The sequence below is a fragment of the Treponema vincentii F0403 genome (assembly GCF_000412995.1).
Classification (GTDB): domain Bacteria; phylum Spirochaetota; class Spirochaetia; order Treponematales; family Treponemataceae; genus Treponema; species Treponema vincentii.
Window position 1 is genome coordinate 1846413 of record NZ_KE332512.1, and the last position, 16923, is coordinate 1863335.

The window sequence follows — 16923 nt, forward strand, 5'->3', positions numbered from 1 at the left end:
AGTTTTTAGGGTGTTTTATGTTGATATACGGCGGCGCTTTCTTTTGCCTGCCGGAACTTTTCCCAGTCCGGCGTATGAGGTATAAAAAATCCGTCTGTGCCGATAGTTTTTTGCGTATCAATAAGTCCCGCTTGCTGCTTGGCGGTTAAAACCCTCAGTACCGCCTCATCAAGCCTTGCCGCAAAATCGGTATCGGCCGCCGCTTTCTCCGCAAGCGCTTCGATAAGCGGATAGGTCTTAGACAGCGAGCACATAACCATATCGCAGCCGGCAGCGAGTGCCCGCACGGCGTTTTCTTCGGGAGCGGCTCCGTTTTGCCGTAACGCCTGCATTGCAATATCGTCGGTGATGATAAGACCGGAAAATCCCAATTTGTTGCGGAGTAGCGCAATCCCTTTTGCGGAAAAACAGAACGGCGCCGCTTCGATTACCGGTACCGTAATATGAGAAATCAGTATGGCCGCCGCACCGTCCGTAATTGAAGGCCGGAATGCCGCGCAATAGCGGTTAAGGAAGGTATCATAGTCGACGGTTAATTCCGCAGTACCTTTGTGTAAATCTGCAGCGCTGTTGCCGGGAAAGTGCTTAACCGCCGCAAAGATGCCTGCTTTTTGCATTCCGCGCACTGCCGCCGCAGCGTATTGCCCTGCTTGTTCAGGCTCCGAGCTGAATGTCCGTGTACCAAGTGCCGCCGCAGTTTCTTCCGTTCCGGCCTCCGCCACCGGTGCAAGATTTAGGCGGAGTCCAAGTTCCCGCATCTGCTGCCCCAGCAGACGGTAAAGTTCTTCCGCTTCTTCGGCGGAAAAACGCGTGCCGATTTCCTCCGCAGCGGGTACCGGTACGGTAATGCGGCGGGTGCGGTATACGGTACCGCCTTCGTTATCAAGTGCAAAAAGCGGCGGGATAAAAGTATGGCCGGAACGGTGCGCCGTATCCTGAAAGCCATGCACAGCCGATTCTAAAAAATCTGCGACTGCTTGCGGCGTATCCGCAATATTATATCCGAATAAGAGGATTGCCCCCGGTACGGTTCCCTTAAACGATGCGATGCTGTTTACATCTGCCGTTTTGCTGCCGGCGATATTAATCATCAACACCTGCGCCGCTTTTTCTTCAAGAGAAAGCCGGGAAACAACGGCTCGGAGGGCTTCCTCATTTTGAGATGCGGGCGCCGTAGCTTGAGATGCCGCCGGTACGGCAATGCTTCCGGTTTGCGCTGATGAGGAAGCGGTTTGCGTAGATTGCGCGGATGTAGGTTGCGTAGATAAAGCAGAACCTTGCGCAAATAAATTGGGGATAATAAAAAAGAAAAAAGCTGCAGCGGTAAAACAACTGCAGCCCATTTTTTTTGTTGCTAACATAAAAAAAGCGTTACCGGAAGCGCATCTATAACTAGGCTGTTAGCGTATTTCCGCAAGCGTGTCGCCTTCCGCAATCTGCGCACCGACTGCTGCCAGAAAGTGAATAACGCCCGCCTTAGGCGTATTGATTTCCAATTCCATCTTCATCGATTCAAGTATAATGACGGTTTGCCCTTCGCTCACCCGTGCGCCTTCCGCAACGCTGTACCGCAGGAGCGTGCCGGCAACAGGAGCGGGGAGTTTTTCGCCGCCCGTGCCTGTTTGCGCCGGTGCAGCGGACTGCTGTGCCGCCGGTTTTGAGGCCGATGCAGCTTGTGCCGGAGCCGCCGCAGCGGATGAAGCCGTTACCGGTTTAGCTGATACCGGCGCAGCAACCGGCGCTTTTTGAGCAGATGCGGAACCGGCATTTTCTTTTACGCTGACTGAGTATGCCGTACCGTTTACCGTGAATGTTCCGTTGGATGAAGAAACCGCATAATCGGTGCCGTTTACCGTTACCGTGTAGACGCCGCTGCTTGCACCGCTTGCCGGCTTTTTCTCGGCGGACGGTGCGGTAAACACAACCGGCCCTTTAGAGCGCTCTTTAAAGAATTTAGGCGCAACTTTGGGGAACATTGCATAGGTTAATACGTCTTCGATGGAATTGCCCGCACCGTTTTCCTTTGCTTCGGCCTTTATCTTATCCAGCTCATTGGGAATAAGATCTGCGGGGCGCACGGTAATAGGTGCGTCCATCTTCGCTTCTGCAAGGGCGGCCTTAACGAGCTCAGGATTGCAGGGGGCAGGTGTTTTTCCGTATTTACCGGTTAAAAGATCGCGTGTTTCAGCTGTCAGTTTTTTATAGCGGCCGAACAGCACATTGAATACCGACTGCGTACCGACAATCTGGCTGGTCGGAGTAACAAGCGGAATATAGCCGCAGTCTTTTTGTACAATCGGAATTTCTTTTAAGACCGCATCCATTTTATCGGAAGCTTTAAGGTCGCGCAGCTGATTTTCAAGGTTGGAAAGCATACCGCCCGGCACCTGCGATACGAGGATACGGGTGTCCGCACCGAGGAAGCTCGATTCAAACTGAGCGTAATGCTTGCGCACTTCTCGGAAATAAGCGGCAATTTCAAGGAGCAGGTTAATATCCAAACCGGTATCCATTTCGGTACCGCGGAAAATTTCTACCATTGTTTCAGTCGGACTATGAGAGGTTCCCATCGACATCGATGAAATAGCGGTATCCAAAATATCCGCGCCCGCTTCCGCAGCTTTAAGCAGTGTCGCGACCGAGAGGCCTGTCGTGGCATGGGTATGGATATTGATAGGAATACTTGTCTTTTTCTTGATAGCCGTTACTAAATCGAACGCATCAAAAGGTTTCAACAGTCCGGCCATATCTTTAATACAAATGGAATCGGCGCCGAATTCCGTATAGGTTTTGGCCAATTCCGCATATTTATCTATAGTGTGATACGGAGTTGTTGCAAAAGAGATTGCCATTTGGACGTGCTTGCCGGTTTTTTTTGCGGCATCAGCTGCACGTTTCAGGTTGCGAGGATCGTTGAGTGCATCAAAGATACGGAATACGCCGACTCCGTTATCGGCAGCGGCTTTTACGAATGCATCGACTACGTCATCGGCATAGTGCCGGTAACCTAGCAAATTCTGACCGCGCAGCAGCATCATAATGGGAGTATTCGGCAAGGCTTTATGCAAGGAACGCAGCCGCTCCCACGGATCTTCATTTAAAAAGCGGATACATGCATCAAAGGTTGCACCACCCCATGCTTCGAGGCTCCAATACCCGACACTGTCCAGTTTGCTGCAAATAGGCAGCATATCGGCGGTTGTCATGCGCGTCGCATGTAAAGACTGATGCGCATCCCGTAATACTAAATCGGAAATCCGAACTTTGTGTGCCATACATTACTCCTAAAAAACTTTCATAAGAGTAATGATATTGTTTATCGGTGCTTTATGCAAGATATTTTTATCAACTGGGACGAGCCGGACGTATCAACGGCTTTTGTAAAAAGCTTATGAAACTTTGTACGGAAGAAGGGCATCTCTAAAAACGGCTTGCCGATTCTTAGAGATGCTTTATTTTTTATTTTGCTAAATATTCGTTAATACTCGCCGCTGCCTTGCGCCCCTCGCCCATAGCGAGGATGACGGTTGCGGCACCGAGTACGATGTCGCCGCCCGACCATACTTTTGGGAGGCTTGTTTTCTGGTTTTCATCGACAATGATATTACCGTTCTTGGTTACCTGCAAGCCTTCCGTCGTCTTTGCCATCAGCGGGTTGGAACTGTTGCCGAGCGCGACGATGACCGTGTCGACCGGAATTTGATGCTCCGTACCGGGAATGGCGACGGGGCTGCGGCGTCCGGAAGCGTCCGGCTCACCCAACTCGTAGTTCAGCACTTCGACCGCGCATACCTTACCGTCTTTGTCGCCGATAAACCGCGTCGGGTTTTGCAGAAAGCAGAACTCGACGCCTTCTTCTTCCGCATGTGCGATTTCTTCCGCGCGGGCGGGCATTTCCGCACGGGTGCGGCGGTAAATACAATACACCTTGTCCGCGCCGAGCCGGTATCCCATACGGGCGGCATCCATCGCGACATTTCCGCCGCCGATAACTGCGACAACCTTGGCGGGGTACAGCGGAGTATCCGCCTTATTTTCCTGATAAGCTTTCATCAGATTGGCGCGGGTTAAGTATTCGTTTGCACTGAACACGCCGATGAGGTTTTCCCCTTCGATATTCATAAATTTAGGGAGCCCAGCGCCGGTACCGATAAAGGCGGCGTCGAAGCCGTCATCATTGAGCAACTGTTCCAGCGTCTCCGTCCTTCCGACTAAAAAGTTGGTTTCAAACTTGACTCCCATCTTCTTGAGGTTTTCCACTTCCTTTGCGACAATGTCTTTCGGAAGGCGGAATTCGGGGATGCCGTATACCATAACGCCGCCCGTTTTATGGAAGGCTTCGAATACGGTTACCGCATGACCGGCGCGGCGGATATCGGCGGCGGCGGCAAGACCTGCAGGTCCCGATCCGATAATCGCAACCTTCTTTCCGGTGTCGGGAGCAACCGGCGGTATTGTTGTTTTATTGTTTTCCCGTTCCCAATCTGCAACAAAGCGTTCCAATCTGCCGATTGCAACCGCCTTATCCACTGATTTATGCATTTTGCCGACGGTACATACCAGCTGGCACTGCTTTTCCTGCGGACATACGCGGCCGCAGATAGCGGGGAGTAAGTTGGTTGTCTTAATAGTGTCGACGGAGGCCTTAAAATCTCCCTTCTGGATGCAGCTGATAAATTCCGGGATGGGTATACCGACAGGGCATCCTTGTACGCAGGGGCGGTTCTTGCAGTTTAAGCAGCGTTCCGCCTCGATCCGCGCCTGTTCTTCGGTATAGCCGGTCGCCACCTCATCCATAAGGCGGGCGCGGGCATGCGGTTCAAGCACCGGCATTTCCTGTATCGGGATAGCTGCGCGATCCTTCATTTTTAATTCTTTATCTTTTAATTCATCCCAATATGCTTTCGCCTGTTCTGCGAGTTTTTCGCGGGGGACATAGTGGTGTTCCGTAGTTGTCTTTTCAGTTTCCATTCCATACTCCTCTGCACGGCACATCCGGAGAAATGCCGGCATTCCTCTATTCAGGTTAGTTGCTGCCGTTAGACAGTCCGATTCTGCATACGTGACGGTCGTGATCTTCCCGTTCCTTGAACGCCTTCATCCGCATCATCATATTGTCAAAATCGACTTTATGCCCGTCAAATTCGGGGCCGTCCACGCAGACAAACTTGGTTTTTCCGTCAACGGTAACACGGCAGCCGCCGCACATTCCGGTACCGTCGATCATAATGGTGTTTAACGAAACAACCGTATGGATACCGAAGGGGCGGGTTGTCGCTGCGCAGAACTTCATCATAATCGGCGGGCCGATTGCAATAACCTCTTGAGGCGGCGCGGAGCTTTCGCAAATTTCCTTTAACGGTTCGGTAACGAGCGCTTTCCGGCCGTAGCTTCCGTCATCGGTTACGATAATGAGCTCATCCGCTATCTTGCGCATTTCTTCTTCAAAGATAACGAGTTCTTTTGTGCGTCCGCCGATGATAATGACAACCTCATTGCCCGCACGCTTATATGCCTGCGCAATCGGATGTAAAGGCGCCGTGCCGATACCGCCGCCGACGCAGACAACCTTGCCGACTTTGGCAATATGCGTGGGATTGCCGAGCGGGCCGAGTATTGCGGCAACCGAATCGCCGACTCCCTTCTGGCAGAGTTTAATCGTGGTTGCGCCGACTGCCTGAACAACAAGGGCTATCCAGCCTTCGGTTGGATCGGCATCTGCGATGGTAAGTGGGATACGCTCTCCGTAGTCGATATCAAGCTGGATAATAACAAACTGCCCCGCCTTTCTTTGGCGGGCAATTTCCGGCGCAGCAACGCGTAAGTAAAAGACATCTTTTGAGAATTGCTTCTTCTCTAAAATTGTGTGAATCATTAGGCCTCTTTAATATGGGGAAATATAGTATCAATTTATAACTGATACGTATTTCGTGTGATTTTACTCGAAATAGTATCGAATATCAATATGCGAAGCATTGCGAAAATTATCACTTTCTCTTATACTGAAGATATGGACAATGTTACAACTATACCGGTAGATAAGAACAAAATCAAACAAGCTGTTCAGATGAATATCCCCATCTCAATTAACACCTATACGCTTCCTAAGGAAACTGAAACCTATATTGTCGATGTCGCCAAAGTTTTCCTCGGAGTGGTTCATCAAGATGGAATTCAAGACTATATTGTCTATTGCCTCAATGAGCTGACTACAAACGCGAAAAAGGCGAATACCAAGCGGGTCTATTTTAAAGAGAAAGGCTACGATATTTATGATCAAAAGGCCTACGACGAGGGAATGCTCAATTTTAAGCAAGAAAGCCTCGGTAATATCGATTACTATCTGCAGCAGCAAAAAAAAGAAGGTCTTTACATTAAAGTCATTATGCAGGTAAAACAGGGGCATATTATTTTTGAAGTACGCAATAATGTTCAGATGGTTGCAACGGAATTTAAACGTATCTTTGACCGTATGGTTGTTGCACGGGACTATGAAAATGTAGATCAGGCCTTTATGCAGGCAATCGATGATACGGAAGGAGCCGGGCTCGGTTTAATTATCATGCTTCTTATGCTTAAAAAAATCGGGTTGCACGAGGATGCTTTTGAACTGATTACCGAAAAAGACCTAACGATTAACCGGATTACCATCCCGCTCGATTTTGAAGCAAATAGGCATCTGGTGGAATTGACAAAGACAATAGTCGATTATATTGACGACATTCCCCAGTTCCCCGAAAAAATCATGCAAGTACAGCATCTTATCAATGATCCGAACGCAACTATGGGAACGATTGCTTCGCTTATCAGTGATGACATTGCGTTAACGACCGATTTGTTAAAACTCGTCAACTCGGTTGCATTCGGACTTTCCAAAGAATGTATGAGTATTACCGAGGCGGTTAAAATGGCGGGTCTGCGGGGAATCCAGCATCTGTTATATTCCATCGGAACGCTGCAAGTTTTAAAAGTAACGAGTGACGAACAAAGAAAACTTTGGAATCATACGTATCGGTGTGCTTTTTTTGCGTACAATCTTGCTAAAACGCAAGGAAAGAACGACCTTCTTGAAGAAATATATGTTTGCGCCCTCTTGCACGATTTAGGTAAGATCGTATTCAGTGCGATTTATCCTGAAGTGCTGGCGAAAATCAGAGACTTGCAAGCCGAAAAAAATATTCCGGAGCAGGTAATTAAAAGTGTGATGTCGGGGATGGAACACCAAGCAATCGGCGTTGCGGTTGCCGAAAAATGGCATTTACCTGCAGCTATTGTTAATACGATAAAATATCAATATGAACCGGAATCTGCCCCTAAAAAATATTATAATCTAATTTCCACCGTCAGTTTTGCCGAATTTATGCTGCAGTTCTTTGATGGAAATATCAGCTACTATCAAATTCCTCCGGTTTTGCTCAAGCAGCATAATATCGAAAATGAGGCACAGCTTCGCGAACTATGCGGACAGCTTAATGCAAAATTCCATGAACCGGAGTAATTCTGTATCTCTATGAGCGAACAGCAATCTATCATTCATCAACCGCTTCCCGTACACGAACCCCATGAACATGACGAATCGTGCGGGATGGTTTGTATCCAAGATTTGTCGTTTAAATACGGCGCCGGTAAGAAAGCATTATTTGAAAATCTCTGTCTGACTATTCAAAAAGGGGCATATATTTCGATTGTCGGTGAAAACGGTACGGGCAAAAGTACGCTGATAAAGCTGATACTCGGACTGTTAACTCCCGATACGGGAAATATCCGGTGCGGAGCAACGAGTATCGGCTATGTACCGCAAAAGAAAGCCGCAATAACGGGCTTTCCGATTACCGTATACGAAGCTTTAAACTCGTATCGGATATTGCGTAAACAGCACGACAAAGGTGTTATCGACCGTTATCTGTCGGATGTCAGGCTACTCGACTATAAATATGCTTTAGTGGGAACGCTGTCGGGCGGGCAGCTGCAAAAAATGTATATTGCCCGTGCGCTTATCGGGGATCCTGATTTGCTCATCCTTGATGAACCGTCAACAGGGATTGATATACAAAGCCAACAGGAAATTTATACCTTTATTAAAAAGCTGAACACCGAGCAGGGATTAACGGTTATCTCCGTAGAACATAACCTTGACGCAGCAGTGCTCAATTCAACGGATATTTTCCATCTGGCAAACGGATGCGGACATCTGTGTAATCCGCAAAAATATGCTGCAGAGTTTCTTCACTTCCGCCGCCCCGTATAATTCGGGCATCTTCTCAAAATTCTATCGGACTTTAGCGGCCTTATCAGTTTAAAGAAACTTTATAAATTGAAACAGGATGTACATCCCGGCCGCACAACGAAATTATCATATCGTCATCCGTCAATGTATAAAGGCAGTCCCGTATAGGCAAGGATAAAACATCGACGCTCTGCGGGGAGCAATAAAAACCTTGCCCCGTATATTTTAGATATGCTTCTTTTTGTGTCCATAATTCGTAAAACCGCCGATCGCACTGCTTCATATCTTGGTAAAGATAGCGCTTTTCGGAATCGGTGAAACAGCGGCTTGCAACATGAGGTTTAGCAGCCCGCAGCCGTTCGATATCTGCCCCGATTTCACTATCGGATAAAGCAATGACATACGCACCATGCGTATACGATAAATTGAATTGCAGCGCCTTATTTTTTAGATGGGGTTTTCCATACTTTCCATATTCAAACAGGAGTTGTTCAGGAGAACATTGCGGAATCCGTTCGGCGAGCACGGTTTTCAGCAATTCTTTTGCCTGTGTGCGCTTCTGCTCAGAGGATAATCCGTTATGCCGGCAAATCCACAGTTCCGTCATTGTTCTTATCTCGACCCTATGTTGAGTGTAGGACAAAACATCCTCTCTGTCAAATATAGGGACATTATTTAGAGACTAAAAACTAAGAGGCCTTTTATTATATGTCAGCGATGGGATTGTATTACAGTTGATGCATCGGAGATGTTTGTTGCACTATGGGGATGTCTCAAAAGTTAGTAACTTTTGAGACATCCCCTTCTCTATTCTTTGTATAAATCGATTAGGGATAGGTGCGGCGGGGTTTCTCCTGAGCAACATTAACGCGGAGACGGCGTCCTTCGAATTCCTTCTCGTTTAATTCTGCGATAGCATTTTGTGCGGCGCTTTCATCGGCCATTTCAACAAATCCAAAACCCTTTGAACGATTGGTGAACTTGTCTTTTATTACAGCTGCCGAGACGACTTCGCCATAAGTTCCAAACAAGTTTGACAAACCCTCTTCCGTGGTTGCGTAGTTTAAATTCCCTACATAGATTTTCTGAGCCATACTCAAATCCTTTTTACCTTTTGCGGTACTAAATAATGAATCCATACGGAAACAAGTTCTATGAGACCTTTATTTGATTATGTAAGCTGAACTTTCGGCTCTATCATTAATGGAAACAACGATCACGTAGATAAGCTACTGTAACATAGTTTCGCTAAGCGGTCAACCGACCAATACGCGGATAAAAAAAGGCTTACGCACTTTTGTGTGTAAGCCTTCATTAAAATACAATAGCCGAACAAAGTATGAGCTCAGAGCTTTGTATAATCACCTGCCTATAAATGCTATGCAAAAAAGCGTTTAAGGTCTTCGTCCACAGAGGTAATTCCCGCAAGCCCGAATTTGCTCACCAAGACTTCCGTTACATTTTTTGACAGGAAGCCCGGAAGCGTCGGACCGAGATGGATATTTTTTACCCCAAGCGATAAAAGCGCTAAAAGAACAATAACAGCCTTTTGTTCATACCACGCGATATTGAAGATAATCGGCAAATCATTGATATCGCTCAATCCGAAGATTTCTTTCAGCTTTAAGGCAATCAGCGCAAGCGAATAACTGTCGTTACACTGCCCTGCATCCAATACGCGCGGTATACCGTTTATATCGCCGAGATTCAGCTTGTTATAGCGGTACTTGGCGCAGCCTGCCGTTAAAATAACCGTATCTTTTGGGAGGGCTTGCGCAAAGTCGGTATAATATGACCGCGCTCCCTGCCGTCCGTCACAGCCGCCCATGGCGATAAATTTTTTAATAGCACCGCTCTTTACCGCTTCGACAACTTTATCGGCGAGGGCAAACACTTGTGCGTGGGCAAAACCGCCGATGATTTTCCCCGTTTCTATTTCTTGAGGCGGTGGACAGGTTTTTGCCTGCGCAATAATGGCGGAAAAGTCCTTGTGTCCGTCTTTATCGGCTTCAATATGCACACAACCGGGATGCCCTGCAGCGTTTGTCGTATACATTCTTGTTACATAAGGAGCTTTTGTGGGAATAATACAGTTGGTTGTCATCAGGATGGGGCCGTTGAAATTCGCAAAGTCGGAAGTTTGGCGCGCCCATGAACCGCCGTAGTTGCCTGCCAGATGCTTGTACTTCTTGAGCTTGGGATAGTAATGTGCAGGAAGCATTTCGGAATGAGTATAGACGTCAACGCCCTGTCCCTCGGTTTGCTCAAGAAGCATTTCAATATCACGCAAATCATGACCGGAAACCAATATACCGGGATTTTTCCGTACCCCGATAGAAACCTCCGTCATTTCGGGGTTGCCGTAGGTTCCGCTATTGGCGCCGTCCAATAAAGCCATACCCTGTACGCCTGCAGCTCCCGTTTTCAGTGTGAGTGCAACCAACTCATCAACGGAAAGAGCTTCGTCGATTAATACGGAAAGCGTTTTTTGGATAAACGCATCTACTTCTTCATTCTCATGCTTTAGGATATTGGCGTGTTTCATATACGCACAAAGCCCTTTCAGCCCGTAGATAATCAACTCTTTAAGTGCCCGCTTATCTTCATCCTTGGTTTGTAAAATACCGATAGTCAACGCCTTTGCAAGCCGTGCAGAGGTATCGGCACCGATAAGAGTATCGATTTCGGCGTCCGCTTCAAGTTTTGCCTCTTTTCGCAAAGCGGCAATTGTTTCAAGGGTAAGCGTATTTTTTTTCTCAATCGCATCGGGATCAAAGTTGGCATTGGTAATTGTAACAAAGAGGTTGGTAGTTACGAGGTGGTTCACCTCTGTTGTTACCTTCATCCCATGCTCGCGCATATAAGAGGTAATAACAGAGAGCTTCTTTGTCGCCCAGATAAGGAAATCCTGTAGTCCTGCGACAACGGGATTCTTTCCGCAAACGCCGACTTTTATACAGCCGGTATTCTTAAACGTCTCCTGACATTGAAAACAAAACATCGAATCCATACATAACTCCTTGTGTGAAATTCTGAATGATATGGACTAAAGGCGAGCTTCTGTAACTTCGGCTTTTTACAGACCGTCTACAATAATCTCGATTTTAATCCCATACTCTGTAGCTATTGTATCGTAAGGTGGTATGCCGGTCGGTAACATGGGTTACGGTATGGCCGATATTTTGGTTTATAGGGATAAAAAAAGGCTTACGCACTTTTGTGTGTAAGCCTTTGTGTTATGCACGGGATTGATGTGTGCGGAGACTTTAATTCCCCGATGCTCTTCGTCTATGCGCTGCGTCGGGGGTTGTTGATTAATACATTCCACCCATACCGCCCATGTCGGGGGCGGGAGCCGCCGGAGCATGTTTTTCAGGGAGATTGGTGATAGCACACTCGGTGGTCAGCAGGAGGCTCGCAATGGAGGCTGCGTTCTGCAATGCGGAGCGGGTTACCTTTGCGGGGTCGATAATTCCGACCTTCATCATATCTACCCATTCCATTTTTGCAGCGTCAAAGCCGATACCACGCTTCTCTTTTGCTTTTTCTGCAACGACAGCACCGTCAACACCGGCATTTTCCGCAATCTGACGGATCGGTTCTTCAAGCGCGCGCTTGACAATCTTAAAGCCGATCTTTTCATCTTCGGTCAGTTTGGAAAGATCAGCCTTGTTGAGCGCTTCCGCAGCTTGAATCAACGCAAGACCGCCGCCCGGTACGATACCTTCTTCGATAGCGGCACGGGTCGCATTCAAGGCATCCTCTACGCGGTGCTTCTTTTCCTTCATCTCAACTTCGGTAACGGCGCCGATCTTAATAACCGCAACACCGCCGGCAAGTTTTGCAAGGCGTTCCTTGAGTTTTTCGGTGTCGTATTCGGAAGAAGAATTTTCAATCTGCTTCTTAATCTGGGCAACGCGGTCGCCGATGTGCTTTTTATCGCCTGCGCCGTCGATAATGGTTGTATTCTCTTTATCGATTTTAATGCTCTTAGCCTGACCGAGCTGGCTGAGATCTGCTGTTTCCAGCTTTAATCCCAATTCTTCGGAGATAACCTGTCCGCCGGTCAAAATAGCGATATCTTCGAGCATTTCCTTGCGGCGGTCGCCGAAACCGGGAGCCTTTACCGCACAGGTCTTTAAGGCGCCGCGGAGGCTGTTTACAACTAAGGTTGCCAATGCTTCGCCTTCAACATCTTCTGCGATAATCAAAAGCGGGCGGCCTGACTGTGCGACTTTTTCCAAAAGAGGCAGCAGATCTTTCATCGTAGAAATGGTCTTGTCGTGGATTAAGATATACGGATTGTCGTATACGGTTTCCATGCGGTCGCGGTCGGTTACGAAATAGGAAGAAATATAGCCGCGATCAAACTGCATACCTTCAACATATTCGGTAACGGTTTCCATCGTCTGAGCTTCGCCGACATCGATAACGCCGTCTTTTCCTACACGGGCGATTGCATCGGCAAGGATTTTACCGATTTCCTGATCGTTGTTCGCGGAAACGGAAGCGACATGGGCCACTTCTTCGGAACCTTTGATCTCTTTTGCGTTTTTCTGAATGTCGTCTACGGCGATTGCAACAGCCTTATCCATACCGCGCTTTAATTCAAGCGGGGTCATACCGGCAGCAACGGCTTTTAAGCCTTCGCGTACCATAGAGTAGGCCAGCACGGTTGCAGTCGTGGTTCCGTCACCGGCTACATCGTTGGTTTTTGTCGCAACTTCTTTTAAAAGCTGTGCTCCCATATTCTCAAACGGATCTTCCAATTCAACTTCCCGGGCAACCGATACACCGTCTTTGGTAACGGTCGGAGCGCCGAAGCTCTTGTCGAGCAGGACATTGCGTCCCTTAGGTCCTAATGTTACTTTTACCGCACTTGAAATTTGTTCAACACCGGAAAGCAGTTTTTTCCGTGCTTCTTCATTAAACAGCAGTTGTTTTGCCATCTTATGAACTCCTTCATCATTATAAGTGAAATTATGCTACGTACTGTAGTTTTTAACGATACAACGTCCACTTGGTTCAAAAATCACGTAAACGTTTAAAATGATATGATAGTAAAATACAAAAAAAAAGGTAAACCGGCAAGTGATTCATGTTGATTCAAGAAAAACGTACCAAACGTTTTTGAATAGCTCCGCACACAAAGTTCTTCTATACGGATAAAAAATGCGCCGGTTAACCTGTATTCCGATTAGCCGGCGCATTTATGTGTTTTGAAATTTGAGGGTATTGCTCAAAACCCTGTCAGTTTTTTAGATGTTTGCGCAATTATTTTCTAATATAATTATTGACGTCGTAGGGCTTGCCCGCATTATAATCGCGTAGGACTGCTGCGACCGTACCGCTCAGGAACAGTAAGCTGATGAGATTCGGGATAACCATGATACCGTTAAAGAAGTCTACCAATTCCCATACCAAGTCGATTTTAAGTAAACTGCCCAAGAAGATAAATGCCACTACCAGCAGCTTATACGGAATCAAGCCTTTTGAGCCGAATAGGTACCGGATATTGGTTTCGCCGAAATAATACCAACCGATAATCGTTGAAAATGCAAAAAAGAACAAGCAAATTGCAATAAAAAGATAGCCGAACGAGTGTCCGAATAGGTGCTGTGAAAACGCTTCTTGAACCAGCTGAATACCTTTCATTACCGGCTGATCACCTTCAAATCTGATAATATCGGCGCTAAGTACCGTAAAGACGGTAATATTGAGGCCGACAAAGGTGTCGATAAATACGGCTACAATTCCCAATACGCCTTGTTCAACGGGATTATTTACATTTGCAACCGCATGAGCATGCGGGGTAGAGCCCATACCTGCTTCGTTGGAAAAAAGGCCGCGCGCAATACCGTAACGGGCAGCACGTCCTATACCGAATCCCAATGCTCCGCCCCAAACGGATCTCGGATTAAAAGCTCCCTTAAAAATCATAGCGAACATCGCCGGAATGTTGGATGCATTCATAAGAATAACAATAACACCCACTACGATATAAACAAGAGCCATCAACGGAACAACTTTTTCGGTAACGGAAGCGATACGCTTTACACCGCCCATAAAAATGATACCGGCAATAATTGCAAGCCCGATACCGGTTACCCATGTCGGCAGAGAGAATGCGTTTAAGAACGCATCGGAAATTGAGTTTGCTTGAACCATGTTACCCATAAATCCGAGTGCCAAAATAATTGCAACGGAAAAGAACGCCGCAAGGAACTTGGAAAATGCGGTATTCCCCAAACCGCGGGAAATATAATACGCAGGGCCGCCGACGGTTTGTCCCGAATTATCTTTTGTTTTGTATACTTGTGCGATACAGGCTTCGGCAAAGTTTGTTGCCATACCGGCTAATGCAGCCAGCCACATCCAAAAGATTGCGCCGGGACCGCCCATAATCAAGGCAGTCATTGCTCCTACAAGGTTTCCGGTACCGACCTGAGCTGCGATCGCGGTTGCAACAGCTTGGAAAGAACTCATACCGTGCTTTCCGGCTTTTTCTCCCTTGAGCGAAAAATTATTGAATAGTCTGTTCCATCCTGCTCCGAATTTTGTAAATTGTACGCCTTTTAGCCGGAGCGTAAAGAATAGCCCTGTTCCGCAGAGCAATGGAATAAGGAAGTATGGCCCCCATACAAAGCTGTTTATACTTCCGAATACGTTAGTAAGATTTTGTAAAAACGCTTCCATATAAATAGCACCTCCAATTAATAATCTTGATATTATGGTATCATACATTATCGGTGCTAGCAAGGATATAATTATTTATTTATCTATTTATAGATTTTTCTAATAAAACTTAAAAATGGATAATAATTCACAATTTTTAATTATGAATTATGAATTATGAATTATTATCCGCGGGCTATGTCGATTTCCCCGTTGAAGCCTCTATATCTTTCTTTCCCCGATTTGTAAAATTATAGAGATATCGTTTAATCTTTTGGCTTGCGGTTTTTTCAAAGGCCTCTACCGATTCGATCTTATCGATTCTCGACATTTTATTTACGCTGGAATTAACGAAAAATTTAATCTCGTTTAAGATTTCTGCTCGTTTATAAGCCATCGCATCCGTCAAGCCGGAAACAGCACCCGCTACGGCAGATTGCCAATTTTGGATTGCAGTGCCTTCTTTGTTTTGACTTTGCTCTTTTTGCACGGCAGCAGCAAGTTTTTCTTCATCAAGCTGTACGTAGGCGACAAGTGAAGATTTCTCCCCTTCGACAACGAGTGATTCCGTTACAAGCGGATGCTGATTCAGCACAAACTCAATATCTTCGGGGTAGATATTTTCGCCGCTGGCTCCGAGGATCATGTTTTTTGAGCGGCCTTTAATAGCGAGATGGCCTTTCTCGTCCATCATAAAAAGGTCGCCGGTTTTAAACCAGCCGTCTTCGGTAAACGAATTCTTTGTGAGTTCAGGGTCGCGGTAATAGCCTTTCATCACATTCGGCCCTTTGACCAACAGTTCGCCGATACCGGTTTTGGGATCCGGGTTATCGATTTTAACCTCGACATCAGGGATTGGGTAACCGATCCAGCCCGGAGCGCTTTGGCGAACGGTTGTCCCGGCAATAAGCGGCGACGTTTCCGTTAAACCGTAACCGATGGCATAGGGAAACTTCGCATCTTTCAGGAATTCTTCAACAGTTGTATCGGTTTTCGAGCCGCCCAAGCCGAAAAACTTCAGGTGTCCGCCGAATGTTTTTTTCAGCTGCTTTCCGGCAAGACGGTTTAGGATTTTCTTACCGAGTTTCGTACGATACAGCCATGCGCGGAAGGGTGAGGAAGTAAAAGCGGGGTGTATCTTATTTCGGTAAATTTTTTCCATAACGATCGGAACGCTCAGCATCATCGTCGGACGTATCTTTAGCAAGGCCGGAAGCAGAATTCTCGGAGAAGGGATTCCTTCGAGATAGTACACGCAGGCGCCGTTTAAAAAGAACATCAAAAAACCGATCGTAAATTCATATACATGAGAAAGCGGCAGAATGGAAAGCGCCCTGTCGTATTCATTTATACGCTGGCAGGATTGCCCTGCGATTGCATTGCAAACAAGGTTTTTATGCGAAAGCTCTACCCCCTTGGAACGCCCGGTCGTACCGGAGGTGTAAATAACGGAAGCGGTATCCTCCTCTTTACAGGTATGAGGCGGCGGGGTGCCGTCTCTTATTTCCGTACCTTTTTTAACCGAAAAGTCTTGAATATCGATGAGTACCGAAACGGTTTCGGGTACTCGACTCATCAGTTTTTCCGAAACAATAATTATCGTCGTTCCGGAATGTTCCAGACAGGTTTTAACTTCTTTGTCGGTAAAATCCGGCAGCAGCGGAACGGCGATTGCGCCCATCGTAACGATTGCAAAATAGGCGATTCCCCAATGAGGAACGCTGTGGCTGTAGATTGCTACCTTATCGCCGGGATTGACGCCGAGCCGGTATAAACGCTGCTGCAGCTGTTTTATCTGCTTATCGGCCTCGTTGTATGAAATCGGCTCTCCCGACACAAATGAAAGCGCAGGGCGTTCCCCAAACCGCTTGATGCTATTTTCCAGCATCGCTTGAAAGGTATAATTTCCCAGTTCATTGATTGTTTGCATAGGTAGTTTTCCCCCTACAAGGTACTGAATTATCCGGACAAAGACAACTCAGCATAACCTTTGGTCATCTCTAAAAACTCACATTTTTAGA

Annotated in this window: 12 protein-coding genes; 2 read left to right on the forward strand and 10 right to left on the reverse strand. The window is 47.0% G+C overall.

The window, feature by feature from the left end; genetic code table 11:
• Nucleotides 1-5: 5 nt before the first annotated feature.
• The 4 genes from HMPREF1222_RS08395 to HMPREF1222_RS08410 all read right to left on the reverse strand — a co-directional run bounded on the left by HMPREF1222_RS08395 (nt 6) and on the right by HMPREF1222_RS08410 (nt 5872).
• Nucleotides 6-1361: a glycoside hydrolase family 3 N-terminal domain-containing protein gene (locus HMPREF1222_RS08395; protein WP_016519034.1), complete on the reverse strand. Its 1356-nt coding sequence runs from the start codon at nt 1359-1361 to the stop codon at nt 6-8.
• A gap of 39 nt (nt 1362-1400) precedes the next feature.
• Entirely contained in the window at nt 1401-3275 is a 1875-nt protein-coding gene (gene oadA, locus HMPREF1222_RS08400; protein ID WP_016519035.1) for a sodium-extruding oxaloacetate decarboxylase subunit alpha, read from the reverse strand.
• A 184-nt stretch (nt 3276-3459) separates the two neighbouring features.
• Entirely contained in the window at nt 3460-4971 is a 1512-nt protein-coding gene (gene gltA, locus HMPREF1222_RS08405) for an NADPH-dependent glutamate synthase (protein WP_006188412.1), read from the reverse strand.
• A 55-nt stretch (nt 4972-5026) separates the two neighbouring features.
• Entirely contained in the window at nt 5027-5872 is an 846-nt protein-coding gene (locus tag HMPREF1222_RS08410; protein ID WP_196799957.1) for a sulfide/dihydroorotate dehydrogenase-like FAD/NAD-binding protein, read from the reverse strand.
• Nucleotides 5873-6010: 138 nt separating this feature from the next.
• On the opposite strand from HMPREF1222_RS08410, the gene HMPREF1222_RS08415 reads away from it, so the two are divergent.
• Together HMPREF1222_RS08415 and HMPREF1222_RS08420 are read left to right on the forward strand one after the other, a co-directional pair.
• Nucleotides 6011-7498 carry an HDOD domain-containing protein gene (locus HMPREF1222_RS08415; RefSeq protein WP_196799931.1) on the forward strand — a complete coding sequence of 496 codons (1488 nt, stop codon included), beginning with the start codon at nt 6011-6013 and terminating at the stop codon, nt 7496-7498.
• 87 nt (nt 7499-7585) lie between these two features.
• Entirely contained in the window at nt 7586-8248 is a 663-nt protein-coding gene (locus HMPREF1222_RS08420) for a metal ABC transporter ATP-binding protein (protein ID WP_196799958.1), read from the forward strand.
• Nucleotides 8249-8291: 43 nt separating this feature from the next.
• On the opposite strand, the gene HMPREF1222_RS08425 is transcribed toward HMPREF1222_RS08420, so the two are convergent.
• The 6 genes from HMPREF1222_RS08425 to HMPREF1222_RS08450 form a co-directional block, all read right to left on the reverse strand.
• Nucleotides 8292-8834, reverse strand: coding sequence for a 4'-phosphopantetheinyl transferase family protein (locus tag HMPREF1222_RS08425; RefSeq protein ID WP_016519037.1), 543 nt, complete (start codon nt 8832-8834; stop codon nt 8292-8294).
• A gap of 220 nt (nt 8835-9054) precedes the next feature.
• Complete coding sequence (locus tag HMPREF1222_RS08430) at nt 9055-9321, reverse strand: RNA recognition motif domain-containing protein (RefSeq protein WP_016519038.1); 267 nt, start codon at nt 9319-9321, stop codon at nt 9055-9057.
• 284 nt (nt 9322-9605) lie between these two features.
• Nucleotides 9606-11237, reverse strand: coding sequence for a hydroxylamine reductase (gene hcp, locus HMPREF1222_RS08435; protein ID WP_016519039.1), 1632 nt, complete (start codon nt 11235-11237; stop codon nt 9606-9608).
• A 304-nt stretch (nt 11238-11541) separates the two neighbouring features.
• On the reverse strand, nt 11542-13176 hold the full coding sequence (gene groL, locus HMPREF1222_RS08440) for a chaperonin GroEL (protein ID WP_016519040.1): 1635 nt from the start codon (nt 13174-13176) through the stop codon (nt 11542-11544).
• A gap of 325 nt (nt 13177-13501) precedes the next feature.
• The gene (locus HMPREF1222_RS08445; RefSeq protein ID WP_016519041.1) at nt 13502-14923 is read right to left on the reverse strand and encodes an alanine/glycine:cation symporter family protein; all 1422 of its coding nucleotides are present in this window, start codon (nt 14921-14923) and stop codon (nt 13502-13504) included.
• A 175-nt stretch (nt 14924-15098) separates the two neighbouring features.
• Nucleotides 15099-16832, reverse strand: a complete 1734-nt coding sequence (locus tag HMPREF1222_RS08450) for an AMP-binding protein (protein WP_016519042.1) — start codon at nt 16830-16832, stop codon at nt 15099-15101.
• Nucleotides 16833-16923 lie beyond the last annotated feature (91 nt).